This is a genomic window from Pseudomonas nitroreducens (assembly GCF_024170165.1).
Lineage (GTDB): Bacteria > Pseudomonadota > Gammaproteobacteria > Pseudomonadales > Pseudomonadaceae > Pseudomonas > Pseudomonas nitroreducens_C.
This window is the reverse complement of record NZ_JALJXP010000009.1, coordinates 206,167-220,888: the sequence shown is the minus strand read 5'-3', so window position 1 is coordinate 220,888 and position 14,722 is coordinate 206,167. Positions and strand designations below refer to the sequence as shown.

General features: G+C 65.9%; 13 protein-coding genes. 2 read left to right on the top strand and 11 right to left on the bottom strand.

Translation table 11 applies throughout. The features are described from left to right. Nucleotides 1-18: 18 nt before the first annotated feature. The 6 genes from J2T47_RS19285 to J2T47_RS19260 all read right to left on the bottom strand — a co-directional run bounded on the left by J2T47_RS19285 (nt 19) and on the right by J2T47_RS19260 (nt 6,045). Nucleotides 19-1,410, bottom strand: a complete 1,392-nt coding sequence (locus J2T47_RS19285; RefSeq protein WP_253450249.1) for a cytochrome c — start codon at nt 1,408-1,410, stop codon at nt 19-21. 2 nt (nt 1,411-1,412) lie between these two features. Then, entirely contained in the window at nt 1,413-2,999 is a 1,587-nt protein-coding gene (locus J2T47_RS19280; RefSeq protein WP_253450245.1) for a GMC family oxidoreductase, read from the bottom strand. Nucleotides 3,000-3,050: 51 nt separating this feature from the next. Next, nucleotides 3,051-3,584, bottom strand: a complete 534-nt coding sequence (locus J2T47_RS19275; RefSeq protein WP_253450242.1) for a sorbitol dehydrogenase family protein — start codon at nt 3,582-3,584, stop codon at nt 3,051-3,053. Between the two features lie 233 nt (nt 3,585-3,817). Beyond that, nucleotides 3,818-4,231 (bottom strand): cupin domain-containing protein, encoded by a 414-nt coding sequence (locus tag J2T47_RS19270; RefSeq protein ID WP_253450239.1) that lies wholly within the window; start codon nt 4,229-4,231, stop codon nt 3,818-3,820. A 256-nt stretch (nt 4,232-4,487) separates the two neighbouring features. Then, nucleotides 4,488-5,369 (bottom strand): Dyp-type peroxidase, encoded by an 882-nt coding sequence (locus J2T47_RS19265; RefSeq protein WP_253450237.1) that lies wholly within the window; start codon nt 5,367-5,369, stop codon nt 4,488-4,490. Between the two features lie 67 nt (nt 5,370-5,436). Further along, nucleotides 5,437-6,045 carry a DedA family protein gene (locus J2T47_RS19260; RefSeq protein ID WP_253450234.1) on the bottom strand — a complete coding sequence of 203 codons (609 nt, stop codon included), beginning with the start codon at nt 6,043-6,045 and terminating at the stop codon, nt 5,437-5,439. A gap of 381 nt (nt 6,046-6,426) precedes the next feature. On the opposite strand from J2T47_RS19260, the gene J2T47_RS19255 reads away from it, so the two are divergent. Beyond that, complete coding sequence (locus J2T47_RS19255) at nt 6,427-7,884, top strand: sodium:solute symporter family protein (protein WP_253450231.1); 1,458 nt, start codon at nt 6,427-6,429, stop codon at nt 7,882-7,884. A 333-nt stretch (nt 7,885-8,217) separates the two neighbouring features. Continuing rightward, on the top strand, nt 8,218-9,789 hold the full coding sequence (locus J2T47_RS19250; protein ID WP_253450228.1) for a sensor domain-containing diguanylate cyclase: 1,572 nt from the start codon (nt 8,218-8,220) through the stop codon (nt 9,787-9,789). On the opposite strand, the gene J2T47_RS19245 is transcribed toward J2T47_RS19250, so the two are convergent. The 5 genes from J2T47_RS19245 to J2T47_RS19225 are packed head-to-tail and all read right to left on the bottom strand — an operon-like array spanning nt 9,786 to nt 14,587. Continuing rightward, a complete protein-coding gene (locus J2T47_RS19245) occupies nt 9,786-10,682 on the bottom strand; it encodes a LysR family transcriptional regulator (protein WP_253450225.1) in 897 nt (298 codons plus the stop codon). The genes J2T47_RS19250 and J2T47_RS19245 overlap by 4 nt on opposite strands. Before the next feature lie 2 nt (nt 10,683-10,684). Next, nucleotides 10,685-11,002, bottom strand: a complete 318-nt coding sequence (locus tag J2T47_RS19240; RefSeq protein ID WP_253450222.1) for a DUF202 domain-containing protein — start codon at nt 11,000-11,002, stop codon at nt 10,685-10,687. Between the two features lie 10 nt (nt 11,003-11,012). Next, nucleotides 11,013-11,378, bottom strand: coding sequence for a YidH family protein (locus tag J2T47_RS19235; RefSeq protein ID WP_253450219.1), 366 nt, complete (start codon nt 11,376-11,378; stop codon nt 11,013-11,015). A 13-nt stretch (nt 11,379-11,391) separates the two neighbouring features. Beyond that, nucleotides 11,392-12,744, bottom strand: a complete 1,353-nt coding sequence (locus tag J2T47_RS19230; protein ID WP_253450216.1) for a DUF1329 domain-containing protein — start codon at nt 12,742-12,744, stop codon at nt 11,392-11,394. Between the two features lie 13 nt (nt 12,745-12,757). Next, nucleotides 12,758-14,587 (bottom strand): DUF1302 domain-containing protein, encoded by a 1,830-nt coding sequence (locus J2T47_RS19225; protein WP_437180998.1) that lies wholly within the window; start codon nt 14,585-14,587, stop codon nt 12,758-12,760. Between the last annotated feature and the right edge of the window lie 135 nt (nt 14,588-14,722).

The following is a 14,722-nucleotide window of genomic DNA, read 5'->3' as shown; positions in this document are numbered from 1 at the left end:
GGCCTTCTTCTCGTGGCCTCAGGCCTTTCTTCTGCGCAAGCGTTGCCCCAGCGCCAAGCCTGCGAGTAGCAGGACCAACACCAGCAGCATCACCCCATAGGGCATTGCCCGCAGGAGCAAAGGCCGACCACCTCCCGCGCGGGACTCCTCCACGTCCTCGGCAGTCACCTGCAACGCCGGATTGCCGAAGTGCTGCAGCACATAGTTGCTCACGGCCGCCACTTGTCCGTCGTCCAATTGATCGGCGAAGGCCGGCATGGCGACCTGGTAGCTGTTGGTGTTGCGTTCGACGCCCCGCAGGATGGCCATGACCAGGCTGCCGGCATGCACATCACCGGTGGCGCTGTTATGCGTCAGCGAAGGGTAGAACTGGTTCTGCGTACCGGCCCCGTCGATCTGGTGACAACTGGCGCAGGCGGCGTTGTAGAGCCGTGCGCCATCGAGCACGGTGCTGTCTGCCAGCGATTGGGGGTGGCGATCCAGCAATGGCTCCAGCTCACTCGGCGGTTCCTGGCGCCCGGCGAAGGTGGAACGTTGCACCGACTGGACCGGGTCACGAATCGGCGACACCGTGCGCAGGTAGGTCGCCATGGCTTGCAGGTCGCTTTCGTCCAGGTGCCGCAGGCTCTCGCTGACCGCCTCTGCCATGCCACCCCCGGCCTGCCCCTTGCCCTCCAGATGGCCGGTGCGCAGGTAATGCACAAGATCCTCCTGACTCCAGGTACCAATGCCGCTGACCGGGTCGGAAGTGATGTTCGGCGCATACCAGCCACCCACCGCAGCGCCGCCCAGGTAACTGCCGCCCATCTCGGCCAGCAGAGCGTTGCGCGGCGTATGGCAGGTGCCGCAATGGCCAAGCACGTCGACCAGGTAGCGCCCTCGCTCGATCGGCTGCTGAGCGCCGTTGACCGGAGCCTGTGCGGCGCCCAGGAACAGGCCGTTCCAGAGGCTCATCAGCGGGCGCCAGTTGAACGGAAACGGCAGACTGGTCAGCGTCGCAGCCTGCTCTACCGGCGCCACGCCCTGCTTGAAGTAGACGTAGAGCGCATGGATATCCTTGTCGCTCATGCCGCGGTAGGCGGTGTACGGCATGGCCGGGTAGAGGTTGGCGCCATCGGCCCGCTTGCCCTTGCGTAGCGCCGCACTGAACTGGGCCTCGCTATAAGCGCCGATGCCGTATCGCTGCGATGGGGTGATGTTGCTCGCGAAGATCGGCCCCATCGGTGTGTGGATTTCATAGCCACCCGCGAAAGGCTTGCCGCCGGGTGCGCTATGGCAAGCCTGGCAGTCGGCGAGCAGCGCCACGTAGCGACCCTGTTCCACCAGCTCACGGTTGCTGTCATCTGCAGCCGGCGCCGCGTGGGCGGCTCCAGTCAGGCACAGCAGGAATCCGAAACTGAGCGTCTTCATGCTCAGACCTCCCTACCGATGATGTCGGCGATGCGCAGGCTCAGGGCGACACCGGTCAGCGTCGGGTTGATCACCCCCGATGCCGGGATTACCCCAGTGGTGGCCAGGAACAGGTTGGGATGATCCCAGCAACGGCACTCGCCGTTGACCACCGAATCCTTCGGGTCATGACCCATGATTACCGAGCCCATCAGGTGGTCGCGGTTCTGCCAACCGGTATCGTCCGTCACCACTTCGCCGCCCAGGCGCTGCACGAACACGCGGTAGTCCGCCAGGGCAACCTCCCGGGCTGCCTTCACATAGTCGTCCACGTCGTAGTTCACCCGCAGCGTGGGAATGCCCAGGGCATCCTTGCGATCAGGGTGGAAGCTCACACGATTGGTCGGGTGCGGGAGCATTTCGAAGACCGTGGAAATATCCACCCAGCGCGCCGCATCGTGGCGGATGCGGCGGTCCAGCTCGGGGCCGACCACGCCGGCCTGCAACAGGCGCAGGGTGACTGCCTCGTTGGGCACCCTGTTGGTCGGGGTGTGCTTGATCGCCGCGTGGCGGCGGCGGAATTCGCCGTCGCGCCAGTTGAAGATACCACCCTGCTGGAGCTGCCCGCGCCCGGGCCACAGCGGCTCGTCGGCGAGGAACTGCAGCCCGATGCCGGAGTGATCCATCAGGTTGCGACCGACCTGGTCGGAAGAGTTGGCCACCTCGGAGATCAACAGCAGCTTGGGTGTTTCCAGGCCGTGGGCGGCGATCACGAAGTAACGCGCGGTCAGGCGCACGTCATCGCCCTTGGAGCTGCGGTAGTGCACGGCGACGATGCGTTTGTCCGGGCCTTTCTCCAGGCGATAGGCGGTGGCATCGGTCAGCAGCCGCGCCCCCGCTTCCACCGCGTGGCGTGCGTGCACTTCACCGCAGTAGAGGGCGCCAATGGGGCACACCGGCATGCAGTTGTTGTTGCCGCTGCACGCCGGCCGCCCATCCCAGGGCCGGTTGGTGCGGGCGTTGGGTTCGTGGATGAAGTGGTAGTCCGGGCCGATACGGTCCCTCAGGCGCTGGAAGTAGTAGGTATCGGCCTCCGGTGGCACCGGATAAGGCTTGGAGCGTGGCGGGAAGGTCGTACCGCCCTGCCCGCTCTGGTCATCCGTGTCACTGCCGGCCACGCCAAGGGCGTACTCCGCGCGCACGTACCAGGGCTCCAGTTCGTCGTAATCGATAGGCCAATCGCGCCCTACGCCGTAGATCGAGTTCAGCTTCATGTCATTAGGAACGTAGCGCCAGGTGGCGCCGCCCCAGTGCCAGGTGGTGCCGCCGACCAGCTTGAGCATGCCCGGCAGCAGGTCGAAGGAGCCGGTATTGTCGATGTAGCCCGGCGTGAACGAGGTCATCGCCCAGGGCTGGTTCGGATAGGGGTCGTTGTTGTTGATCTTGCGCGGCGATGTGCGGAAATTCTCGACGATCTTCCAGCGCGGGATGTGCTCGCCCGCTTCGAGGATGATGACCGATCGACCCTGACGCGCCAGTTCATAGGCAGCACTGCTGCCAAGCGCGCCCGAGCCGACGACGATGACGTCGGCGTCGTATTCGCTAGCCATGGGGAGTTCCTGCCGGTGCAGTGAGGCGGGCGGCGCCCGCGAGGGAATGGATCAGTCGTTGGCGATGGTGGCCGGGGGCTGGTCCCAGTAGTCGGTGCGGCCACGGGCGAAACTCGGGATCACCGTGGCGTCGAGCGTCGGCGCATACATGAGCGCCGAGCGAAAGGCGATGAAGCGGGCGTCATCTTCGCTGGACGAGGCGCTGGGCGTGCCCGTGTAGCCCAGGTACCAGGCGGAGAGAATGGCCATGGCGGTGACCTTCACGGCGGGCTCATGACGGGCGCAGAACTCAGCGAATTGCCGCATGTCGTCGAAACCATCGTCAGCCACCGCGCAGGAGAGTTGCGTCAACCGCTGTGGGAAGGAGGGATCGCTGGCGGTCAGTGCATCGTTGATGCGCGCCGCCTGCAGGCTGTTCAACATTGGTCGGCCGGTGAGCAGTAGCGAAAGGCGCAGCAGGCTCTCATCGCCGCCTTCGTCTGCCAGCAGATGACGGTTTACCGAATACAGAGCCAGGCCCAGCGTGAGGGTGCCAGTGGCGCGCAACAGGGTGCGGCGGGTGAAGGGAGGAATTGGAGTGTCCATGGTGTGTGGAAAACCTCTCTGTCAGAACGCGGTTTTCAGGCAGTGAGCGGACCTGCCACGGACACTCTTGACCAGATCTACAACAAAGAAAAACCCCAATAAAAGAAAGGTGTTTTGTTAGCCTTGAAACAGTTGTAAGGCACGTCCTACAAGGCTTTGCGCGAAACTCACAGGACTCTCTGACAGAAAAAAGCCCCCGCCAAAGCGGGGGCTCATTCAAGGCGCCGTCAGCCTCACTGTTTCAGCGGCGTCAGCACCGGAGCCTTCTCGTCCAGCAACATCCATACCAGCAGCTTGGCCGGCTTTTCGTTGCTGGCGTTGCGCGACACCAGGTGCGGGGTGTTCGGCGCCTCGTACCAGGACTGGCCGGCCTGGTAAGTCACCGGTTTCTGCCCTTGCAGCTGGGAGATCACCGCGCCTTCGAGCACGTAGGCGAATACCGAGCCACTGTGCACGTGGGCGCCGGAGGCCTGGCCGGGCGCATAGGCAACGGTGATCATCAGGCCCTTCTTGCCGGCGGCGTCGGGGAGTTTCTGCTCCTGCTGGACTTCGATCTTTTCCTGGGTGGCGTCGTGGGCGAAGAGCGGCAGGCTCAGGGCCAGGCCGAGGCCGGCAAGGAGGCATTTCAGGGAAGTGGTGGCGGGCATGGCGGCGTTCTCGGCAGTGGGGAGATGAGTCCACGCTACGCCCGGCGCCGGTGAGGGCCAACAGCCAATTCGGCGGAAGATCGGGGGGCCATTGAGGTCGCCGGCGGGTGTGTGCCACACCGGGTTCGCGGGCATGGCCCGCTCCTGCAACAGCACGCGACACCCTGCAGGAGCGGGCCATGCCCGCGATCTGGCCGCGCAGCGGCCACAAAAAAGCCCCGCACGCTGGCGAGGCTTTGGCGTTACTACGGCAGGCTCAGCCCAGCAGCGCGCTCAGGTCGAGCATCCCGTCCTTGCGCGGCGGGCACCAGTAGTAGCCGCCGGTCAGCGGCCGGCTGAAGCGGTACAGCGCGTCGGTGATGCCGTCCTCCAGCCCGCTCATGCGGCGCAGCTGCACTTCGAAGGCATCCAGGGTGCAACCGAAGGCGAGGAACATCAGGCCGGCGTCCTGGCCCAGGGTCCAGGGCATGGAACGGCGCACGATGAAGGCTTCCGGCTCGAAGCTCTCCTGGGCGGTGCGCTTGACGTGGGCGGATTCCGGCGCGTCGTCCAGCTCCTCGTTGTCGCTCAGGCGGCGACCCATGATGTCGTCGCGCTCGTGCTGCGGCAGCGCGGCGAAGTCCTGCAACTGGTGGCGCCATTGCTGGATCGCGGCGAAGCTGCCGCCGGCCAGCCCGGCATCACCTTCAACGATGGCGGCGGCGATGGCAGCGTCGTCCTGCGGATTCTCGGTGCCGTCCTCGTAGCCGGTCAGGTCGTGGCCGCTGCCATGGCGGAAGGCCTCGGTCAGGCTGCCCAGCTCAAGCGCCGGGGCCAGCAGCGACTGAACTTGCTGGGTGCGCAGGAGCAGCTCGCCACGCTCTTCACCACGCAGCCAGACCCACAGGGCATGCGGGGTGGAAGGGTTGTCGACGCCGACGCCGGCGATCGCCGGAAACTCGCGCAGCCCGTCGATGCGCCGGCCCAGAGCACGCACCAGCGACTCGCCGAAGCCAACCACCGCGCGCTCGCCATCGGCGAACTGCAGCAGGCGATCCAGTGCGGCGGGCAGGTCCTGCAGCGACTTCAGATCGAAGAACAGGTGGCGGGCGTGGGCGGGAACCGGGGTGGCGAGAATGCCGGGCTGGTAAAGGCTCATGACAGCGTCCTTGAACGAAAGAGCGGCGATTCTAATCGCGCCGCGCGCGAATCCAAACCGCTCTGTATCAAGGCTTGTGCAAACTGTCCGAGGATGCGGCCGACTGCGCCTTGCGGCGCTGCCGATGACGTCGCCACCACTCCAGCCCGCCAACCAGCACCAGCACCGCGAGGAAGATCGGCAGCCGGTAAGGCCGCAGGTTGCCCAGCCAGCGCTCCAGCACCTCACCGGCCCAGTAGCCGGCACTGGCGAACAGCAGTGCCCAGCAGAAGGCGCCGAGCAGGTTGATCAACAGAAAGCGCAGCGGCCCTACCCGGCTTGCGCCGATCAGCAAGGGACCGGCCAGGCGCATGCCGTAGAGGAAGCGCACGGAGAAGATGGCCAGCAGCGGGTGCCGCTCGATCAGCCCGGTGACCCGCTCGACGGCCAGGCCGCGCCGCTGCAGCCAAGGCACCGCGCGGTCGCCGGCGCGGCGGCCGATCCAGTAGAGCAACTGATCGCCCAGGGTGCCGGCCACCGTCGCCCAGAACACCACCGGCGTGTAACCCAGCAGGCCCTGGTGGGCCGCAAGGCCGGCGAGGATGAGGATGGTTTCCCCTTCCAGCAGGCAGCCGACGAACAGAGCCAGATAGCCGTAGCTGGAAAGCAGTTGCGCAAGATCCAGGTGATCGAACATGCAGGTCCTTGAAAACGGCCAGTGCCAAGAGCCTAGCGGCTTGCAGGATGTTCTGCTTATTGAACATGCGCTGTAAAAAATAAACGACTAACCAGTCAGTCAGATTCGTTAGCAACCAATCAAATCAGCAGGTTGCCTACACCATTCGTCATCCCATGTAATTTTTTTCACTCATCACTCATTCAAGTGTTTGACATATTTGACGGATTTGGCAGACTGCGGCCCGTTGTCGCAACTGGTTACGTTTTTCCGGCTCCACTGCCTGGCGCACCGGATGACCTTGGCCGCGCAACCCAACAAAAACAACTTTGTCAGTCGTGGCCTGCCTGCCCGAGCCTTGTCTCGGCAGTACGGTTCCCGGCGAGCCAACGGAACGAACAAATGCTGATCTGGTTTGTAGCGGTGTATCTGGTGATCACCGTAGCTGTCGGTTTCTACGCCACCACCCGCGTGCACAACTCCTCGGACTATGCCGCCGCTGGCCGGAGCATGTCCTTCCCCCTCGTCGTGACCATGGTGTTCGCCACCTGGTTCGGCTCCGAGGCTGTCCTTGGCATTCCCGCCACCTTCCTCGAAGAAGGTTTCTCCGGGATCATCGAAGACCCGTTCGGCTCCTTCGGCTGCCTGATGCTGGTGGGTGTCGTCTTCGCCCGCCCGCTGTACCGCCTGAACCTGCTCACCATCGGTGACTTCTTCCGCAAGCGCTTCGGCCAGCACGTGGAAATCTTCACCAGCCTGGTGATCATCATTTCCTACATGGGCTGGGTCGCCGCACAGATCACCGCGCTGGGCGTGGTGTTCAGCGTGCTCTCCGACGGCGGCATCACCACCACCCAGGGCATGATCATCGGCACCATCATCGTCCTGCTGCACACCCTGTTCGGTGGCATGTGGTCGGTGGCACTGACTGACTTCCTGCAGATGATCATCATCGTCTGCGGTCTGTTCTACCTGGTCTGGCTGATCGGCGACATGGCCGGCGGCCCGGTCAACGTGATCAGCCACGCCGCCAGCGAAGGCAAGTTCACCTTCCTGCACGGCACCTCGGCCAAGGACATCGTCGCCTTCCTTGGCGCTGCGGTGACCATGATGTTCGGCTCCATTCCGCAGCAGGACGTGTATGCCCGCGTGATGTCGGCCAAGACCGAGACGATCGCCAAGCGCGCCACCATGACCGGTGCCTGCTGCTACCTGGTCTTCTGCATGCTGCCGATCTTCCTGATCTACGCCGCGCAGATGATCGAGCCGGAGATGGTCAAGCACTGGCTGACCGAAGACTCCCAGCAGATCCTGCCGCGCCTGATCCTGGAACGCACCCCGCTGTTCGCCCAGATCATGTTCTTCGGCGCCCTGCTCTCGGCGATCATGTCCTCCGCCTCCGGTGCCCTGCTGGCCCCGTCGGTGACCCTGACCGAGAACATCGTCAAGCACTTCCTGCCCAACATGAACGACCGCCAGGCCCTGCTGGCCATGCGTTGCAGCGTACTGGCGATGACCGTCGCCACCTGCCTGTTCGCCCTGCTGTCCAACGCCAGCATCTACGAGATGGTCGGCAACGCCTACAAGGTGACCCTGGTCGCCGCCGTGGTGCCGCTGTTCTTCGGCCTGTTCTGGAAGCGCGCCACCACCCAGGGCGCCCTGACCGCCATCGCCTGCGGCCTGATCGGCTGGGTCTCGCTGGAACTGGGTCACCAGGAAGGCGACTTCTGGCCGCCGCAGCTGGTGGGCCTGATCTGCAGCGCCATCGGCATGATCATCGGCTCCCTGGCTCCGCAGTTCAGCGTGCACCGCGGCGAGAGCGTGTCGGACATGGCTGCCGCCGCAGCCGCCGGCAACTGATCGGCTGATCGGTAACCCAGAAGCCCCGCCTTGTGCGGGGCTTTTTTGTGACCGCTCGATGAGCTCGCTGAAGGGCGTCAACGCAGAGTGGCGTGGAGCGCAGCGCTACCCATCCTGCAAGGGAGGCGGTCGGTAAAGACGATGGTGCAGGTGAGCTGCGCAGGTCAGCTACCTGTTCCATCGCCTCCGATGTGACGCGGGCCGCAAGCCTGCCTATCCTGAACCTCGCCCCGTCGAGGATCGGCGGGTAGGCTGCATGTCCCTTACCCGAGCCGGCGCTTGCATGGACCAGACCCCGACATCCCGATCAGGCTCCACCCGGCAGGCCAGGCCATGAAGCGCTGGAGCCGCAAGCCACTGACCCTGCGGGTTCTGATACTGGTCTTCGTGCTGCTCGCCGCGCTGGCCACCCTCGGCAACAGCCTGGTGGTCGCCTACAACGTGCAGCGCAGTGCGCTGATCCACTCGACCCTGGAAGCCAACCGCGCCTATGCCGCCAAGGTGGCTTCGAGCATCAGCGAGTTCCTCAACTCCGCGCGGCGCAACCTGGCCTACAGCTCCGGGATACTCGCCAACCACTTCGACGAGCCGCCGGTGCTGCACGCCGAGGCGATGCGCCTGCAGGCCCAGGACACCTACTTCAACTCCATCATCATCGTCGACGCCAGCGGCAAGGTGCTGCAGGCGCACCCGGATTCCCTGCAGATTGTCGGCACCACCTTGCGCTCGGAGAGCGTGCAGGAAGCGTTGCGCCTGAAACGGCCGAATGTCAGCCAGGCCTACGTGTCCATCGCCGGCAACCTGGTGGTGCTCATCTCCCAGCCGATCGTCAGCCCGCAAGGCGAATACCTGGGGCTGGTCGGAGGCTCGGTCTACATCTACAAGCCCAGCGTGCTGCACAGCATCATCGGCAGCCACTTCCAGCAGGAAGGCACTTTTGCCTTCGTCGCCGACGCCAACCACCGGCTGCTGCACCACCCCAACCGCCAGCGCGTGGGCGAAGTCGTGCAGCACAGCAGCACGATCGACGCCGCCCTGCGCGGCGAAAACGGCTCCATGGAAGTGGTCAACTACCAGGGCATACCCATGCTCGCCGGCTACGCCCAGGTACCGGAAGCCAACTGGGCGGTGGTCGCGCAGCAGCCGCGCGATCTCAGCCTGTCACCGCTGCGCCTGCTGATGAAGGACATGCTGCTGGGCCTGATCCCGGCGAGCCTGCTGGGGGTGCTGGCGATCTGGGCCGGCACCCTGCTGATCACCCGTCCACTGCGCCAGCTGGCGCTGAGCGCCGAGCAGCTGTCGAACCCGGAAACGCCCCGCGAACTGCAGGGCATCAAGACCTGGTACCGCGAAGCGGCGGCGATCCGCAAGGCGCTGCTGACCGGTGTCGGGCTGATGCAGCAGAAGCTCGGCCAGCTCAGCCACGAGGCGCAGAGCGACGCCCTCACCGGCCTGGCCAACCGTCGCGCGCTGGGTGTGGCGCTGGAGGCGCTGGAGCAGTCCGGCGAGCCCTATTCGGTGCTGGCGGTGGACATCGACCACTTCAAGCGGGTCAACGACACCTGGGGCCACGATGCCGGCGACGAAGCCCTGCGCAGGATCGCCGCGATCCTGCGCGACTCGTCGCGCTCCGGCGACCTGGCCTGCCGCGCCGGTGGCGAGGAGTTCGTCCTGCTGCTCCCGCAGACGTCCCTGGAAACCGCCGCCGGCATCGCCGAGCGTATCCGCGCAACGGTGGAGGTAACGCAAATACCGCAGGTGGGGCTGATCACCCTGTCCATCGGCGTCGCCAATCTGGGCGCCTGGGCGCTGACCCCGGACGCCGTGCTCAAGCTGGCGGACCAGCGCCTTTACAACGCCAAGCAGAGCGGCCGCAATCGGGTGGACAGCGGCGACGCCAGCTAGGCCCGGGAATCCAGTGACGCCAGGCGCGACGCCAGTGTCCGCGCCAGGGCAGCTATGCGCCCGCCATCGCCCAGCGACGGAGCGATGTAGATAGCCACCGGAAACGCCACCGCCTCCTCCAGCGGCAACGGCTGAATGCTCAGGCCCAGCAGCCGCGCCATGCGCTCGGGCAGCGTCACGCCCAGGGGATGACGGTCCAGCATCAGCCGCGCAGCCAGCGCACTCTGCACCCGGCAGGCGACGTTGCGGCGCAATCCGCGCAGCCCCAGTTGCAGGTCCACCGGGCACAGGCCGCCGCGTCTTGCCGAGACCTGAATCTGCGGCTGACGCAGGTACTCGGCAAGTGTCTGTGGCGGAAGTTCGAGAGCCGTGCCGTGGGCGAACACATAGCGATCCGCTGGCACCGGGATGCGCTCGATGCCATAGCCGAACGGCACCACCTGATCGATGTCCAGCAGGATATCCAGCTGGGCGCCGCGAAGTTCATCGAAGACCACGCGGCGTTGCGGCTGGTAGAAGGTCACCCGCCAGTCCTCGCCGAGCCTTGCCAACGCGGTATCGAGGAACAGCGGCTGCAGGCAGTCGATGCAGCTGACCCGCAGTTCGGGTGTGGACGGCTGCCGGCCCGGCACCTTCCGCCAGCCTTCGCGCAGGCTCTCGAAGGCCAGCCGCACGTGGTCGGCCAGGCGGTGCCCGGCCACGGTCGGCGTCACCCCGAGATGGCTCTTGATGAACAGCGGGTCGCCGCAGTGCTGGCGCAGGCGCCGCAGGGCATTGCTCACCGCCGGCTGGCTCAGGCCCATCAGCCGCGCGGCGCGGGTAATGCTGCGCTGCTGGTAGATGGCGTCGAACACCGACAGCAGGTTCAGGTCGAGGTCGTAGAGGTCGTGCATGGTCAGATTTCGTCGTGCAACAGGATCAGGCCAAGCAGCAGGCCGGCCGCCAGCATCAAAGCCAGACACAGGCAGGCCACGGCGCGGACGTTGCCACCTTGCGCAAGGCCGGTCAGGGAGAGACGGCAGCGCCGGTAGTGACCGCCCTGCCCGACCAGACAGACCAGAGCACAGCCGGCCAGCAGCGCCGCCGGCAGCAGGGCCAGCAGCGACAGCTCGCCGATCCGCCGCAGCACCAGCGCCGCCAGGACCAGCAGCACCAGCAGGGTTCGCGTCCAGGCCAGGCTGGTGCGCTCGGCCTGCAATCCGTTGTCCGTCATCTGCGACAGCTCATCGCTGATAGCCGACCAGCCCGGCAGCCAGCACCATGCAGGCCAGCGCCAGGACGGGCACCAGCAGCGGAACCGGCAAGGGACGGCCCTGGCGCAGCGCGCGCTCCACGCCCAGCCAGCGCAGCCCGGCCGCGCCGGCGGTCAGCAGGCCCAGGCCGGCCAGCAGCAGCGCAAGAAAGGCCCGCGCGGAGCCCGTCAGCGCGGGGGCGGCGAAGGCGTCCACGGCGATGGCACCGGCCAGCAGAGCCATCGAGGTGCGAATCCAGGCCAGAAAGGTGCGTTCGTTGGCCAGGGTGAAACGCGGGTCCGGCTCCTGGCCGCCGCCCAGCAGGCGGTCGGCCAGGCGGCTGCGGCCGCGGCTCATTGCGGCTGCGCCATCAGCGGATACCCAGCCCGCGCAAGGCGCCCGGCGAGAAGTCCGAAGTGGTGGCACGGAAGCCGAAGTCATAGCCGCGCGGCTGCTCGTTGGTCAGGTTCGAGGCGATGTAGCGGCCGGCCTGCAGGTCGTAGGACACCTGCGCGGCGGACAGCAGCACCTGGGCGTCGGGGCGGTAGAAGGTGTGGTTCTCGCCGATCCGCCAGAGCTCGCCACGGCTGTCGTACTGATCGTTCTCCACCACGGTCCAGCTGTCCTCGTCGAGGTAGAAGCGGCGCTTGGAGTAGATATGCCGCGCGCCGGGCTTCAGGGTCGCTTCCACTTCCCAGACGCGGTGCAGTTCATAGCGGGTCGGCGCGGCGTCGATCACGCCGGGCTTGAGGAAGTCCGCGTACTTCAGGCTCGGCGAGGCCAGGCGGTAGCTGTTGTAGGGGATGTACAGCTCCTTTTTGCCGATCAGTTTCCACTCGTAGCGGTCCGGGGCGCCGTTGTACATGTCGCGGCTGTCGGCGGTACGCAGGCCCGCGGTGGTGGGCCCGGCGGCATCGTAGGCGTTGTCCGGGGCGCGCCGCACGCGGCGCTGGCCGGAGCTGTAGACCCAGGACAGGCGCGGCTGCTTGACCTGGTCCAGCGTCTCGTGGACCAGCACCACCTCGCCCACCTGGCGCGACGGCGCGGTGATGCGGTGGCTGTAATAGAACAGCATGTTGTCCACCTTGCCCGGCTCGTAGTTGCTCACCTGGTCGGCCATGGTGAAGCGCTGCTCGGTGGTGGTGATCACGTAGTCGCCGCCGGCCTGCGGCGCGGCGCTGTCATTGACCGACAACAGGCTGCCGCCGCGGTAGCGGGTGATGTGGTTCCAGATCGCTTCCAGGCCGTTCTGCGGGATCGGGAAGGCCACCGCACCGTGGAAGCCCTCGATGCCGTTGCCTTCATTGACCAGTTTCGCGCCGGTGGCGTTCTGCGCCACCCAGCCCTTCACCGAGTCCGAGATGCCCACGCTGCGGCGGCTCGGGTACACCGGCAGCTTGTACTGGCCGGGGTAGCGCTTGAGCAGTGCGATCTGGCCGGCGGTGAGGTTGGCCTGGTACTGCTGGTAGTTGCCCGAATCGATGGTGAACAGCGGCTGGTCGCCGGCGTATGGGTCGGCCGGCGTGCCATTGCCCTGGATCTTCAGTCCCTCGCCGGACAGCCCGCCCTGCCAGGCCGGGACCTTGCCGTCGGCGCTGGCGGCGCGCTCGGCGCCCAGCGGGGTGAGTGAGCTTTGCAGCTTGGCAGCCTCCCCGGCCGGCACGGCGGCATGCGCGCCGTGGGCCAGGAGGATGGCGGAGAACAGGCAGTAGATGCGTTTCAAGGGGCAGGCTCCGTCAGAAGTTGATGCCGACCGACAGCGAGACGAAATCGCGGTCGCCGCGGTTGCCGTAGTCGCCATCGAAATAGTTGGTGTAGGAAATGCCGGCGGTGTAGGTGCTGTTGAAGTCCGCATCCAGCGAGACGCCGACCGCCCTGGAGCCCTCGTTGAAGCCCGAGACCTCCGCCGGGGCGTAGCCCTTCACGTCATGGGACCAGGAGAGGCCGGGCTTGAGGTCGATACCGGCGATGGCGTTGGCGTAGCTCCAGATCGCCCGTGCGCGGTAGCCCCAGGAGAAGGACGTGACGAAACCTTCGTTGTTGCAGTTCTCCGGGGTGGCCGAGTTGGCGATGCACACCGCGTTGTTGGCCAGCTCGCCCGAGCCGAAGGTGCTGTTGCGCCCGTAGCGCGGACCGCCGTTGCCTTCCAGGCCGCCGACGAAGGTGGCGCCCACCTCGCCCACCAGCACCAGCTGGTCGGCGCCCATGACCTGGCTGATGGTCTGGGTGGCGGTCATCTGCGCCTGGGTCACTTCCTTGCGGCGGTAGCCGTCGGTGGCGTTGCTGTCGGCGTAGGCGACGACACCGCTGTCGTACAACGGCGTGCGCGACGGGTCACCGAGGCCGGACTGGATCAGATCCGGGCCGTTGAGCTGCAGCGGCAGGTTCGGCCGGTAGCTGATCTCGCCCTGCAGCGCAGTGCCGGTCGACAACGTAGTGGCGAAGGTCAGGCCGTAGAGGCGGATGTCTTCCGGGTACTCGACGAAGTATCTGGAAGTACCCATGCGCAACGCGTCGGTCAGGGTCTTGCCGGCGCTGCTGCTCATCAGGCCATTGCACGCTGCGCCGGACAGGCCGAGGTTGCCGCACAGCTGCGGGACGAAGTTGCTGTTGGTCAGGTACGGGCTGCTGATCGAGCCGGTGTACGGCAGGCGGCTGTGGTAGTTGGCGGCGTAGGCGCCGAACTCGGTGTCCAGGCTCGGCACGAACCAGTGCAGCGACAGACCCCATTGCCCGCTGTTGCGAGCGTCCTGGTCGGCGGCGCGCTGCAGGCGGATGCCTTCGCTGGTCAGCTCGACGCCGAACGGCGACAGGGCCCGCACGGCAGCGGCATTGCCCTGCAGGTTCCTGCCCACGTCCAGGCCATAGCAACCCTCGGGGATGTAGTCGTTGCTGGAGAAGAAGGTGCCGCAGTTGTCCAGGTTGGTCTGTTCCCAGTCCAGCTGGTAGAAGAAGTCGGCGGAGAGGTTCTCGCTGAGGTTCTGGGTGACGTAGAACAGGTTCACCGGCACCAGCGCGTCCTTCACCTCCGAACCCGGCCGGCGGATGGCCGACAGGTTGGTCGGGTTGACCACGTTCAGGCCGCCCTGGATGAAGGTGCTCTCGCCCCAGTTGACCACCTGCTTGCCCAGGCGCACCGAGCCCGGTTCATCGGCGATCTGGAAGTTGTGGTAGACGAAGGCGTCGAGCAATTCGAAACCGGCGGACTTGTTGGCGTTCTTGCGGCCGTTGTCCTCGACGTCCTTGAAGCGCTGGCTCTCGTCGCGCAGGGCGTAGTCGTACCAGTAGCTGCCGCGCAGGAATACACCGCTGTCGTTGTACTTGAGCTCCAGGTCGTGACGACCCTTGAAGATCTTCGAGAAGACATCCCCGGCGCGGTAGTTGCGCCGGCCGTCATCGCCCGAGGCGCTGTGCATCAGGCGCTGCTCCGGGTTGTGGGTGGACAGGCTGGCGCCCAGCGACAGCGCAGAGTCGAGCTGACCCTGGATTTCCCCGATTTCGAAGTTGTAACCCCAGGCGGAATGGCAGGTGCAAGTTGCGACCAATAGCCATGAGCCTCGCACCATGATGCGAACTTTCGGCGTCATCACTCTTATCCTCTTTATTCTTGTTCGAGCGATCTTCAGGCAATACAAGGCCCACCTCGAAAGCACATGAGGTCACATGAGGTTTCGAGTGCATGACATTGAATTGTCTGGAAA

Bases quoted from the DNA above. Each gene is read 5' to 3' on its own strand.
- J2T47_RS19225 (WP_437180998.1), bottom strand. From the start codon at position 14,587: ATGGTGCGAGGCTCATGGCTATTGGTCGCAACTTGCACCTGCCATTCC.
- J2T47_RS19240 (WP_253450222.1), bottom strand. From the start codon at position 11,002: ATGACGGACAACGGATTGCAGGCCGAGCGCACCAGCCTGGCCTGGACG.
- J2T47_RS19245 (WP_253450225.1), bottom strand. From the start codon at position 10,682: ATGCACGACCTCTACGACCTCGACCTGAACCTGCTGTCGGTGTTCGAC.
- J2T47_RS19250 (WP_253450228.1), top strand. From the start codon at position 8,218: ATGAAGCGCTGGAGCCGCAAGCCACTGACCCTGCGGGTTCTGATACTG.
- J2T47_RS19260 (WP_253450234.1), bottom strand. From the start codon at position 6,045: ATGTTCGATCACCTGGATCTTGCGCAACTGCTTTCCAGCTACGGCTAT.
- J2T47_RS19235 (WP_253450219.1), bottom strand. From the start codon at position 11,378: ATGAGCCGCGGCCGCAGCCGCCTGGCCGACCGCCTGCTGGGCGGCGGC.
- J2T47_RS19275 (WP_253450242.1), bottom strand. From the start codon at position 3,584: ATGGACACTCCAATTCCTCCCTTCACCCGCCGCACCCTGTTGCGCGCC.
- J2T47_RS19255 (WP_253450231.1), top strand. From the start codon at position 6,427: ATGCTGATCTGGTTTGTAGCGGTGTATCTGGTGATCACCGTAGCTGTC.
- J2T47_RS19280 (WP_253450245.1), bottom strand. From the start codon at position 2,999: ATGGCTAGCGAATACGACGCCGACGTCATCGTCGTCGGCTCGGGCGCG.
- J2T47_RS19285 (WP_253450249.1), bottom strand. From the start codon at position 1,410: ATGAAGACGCTCAGTTTCGGATTCCTGCTGTGCCTGACTGGAGCCGCC.
- J2T47_RS19265 (WP_253450237.1), bottom strand. From the start codon at position 5,369: ATGAGCCTTTACCAGCCCGGCATTCTCGCCACCCCGGTTCCCGCCCAC.
- J2T47_RS19270 (WP_253450239.1), bottom strand. From the start codon at position 4,231: ATGCCCGCCACCACTTCCCTGAAATGCCTCCTTGCCGGCCTCGGCCTG.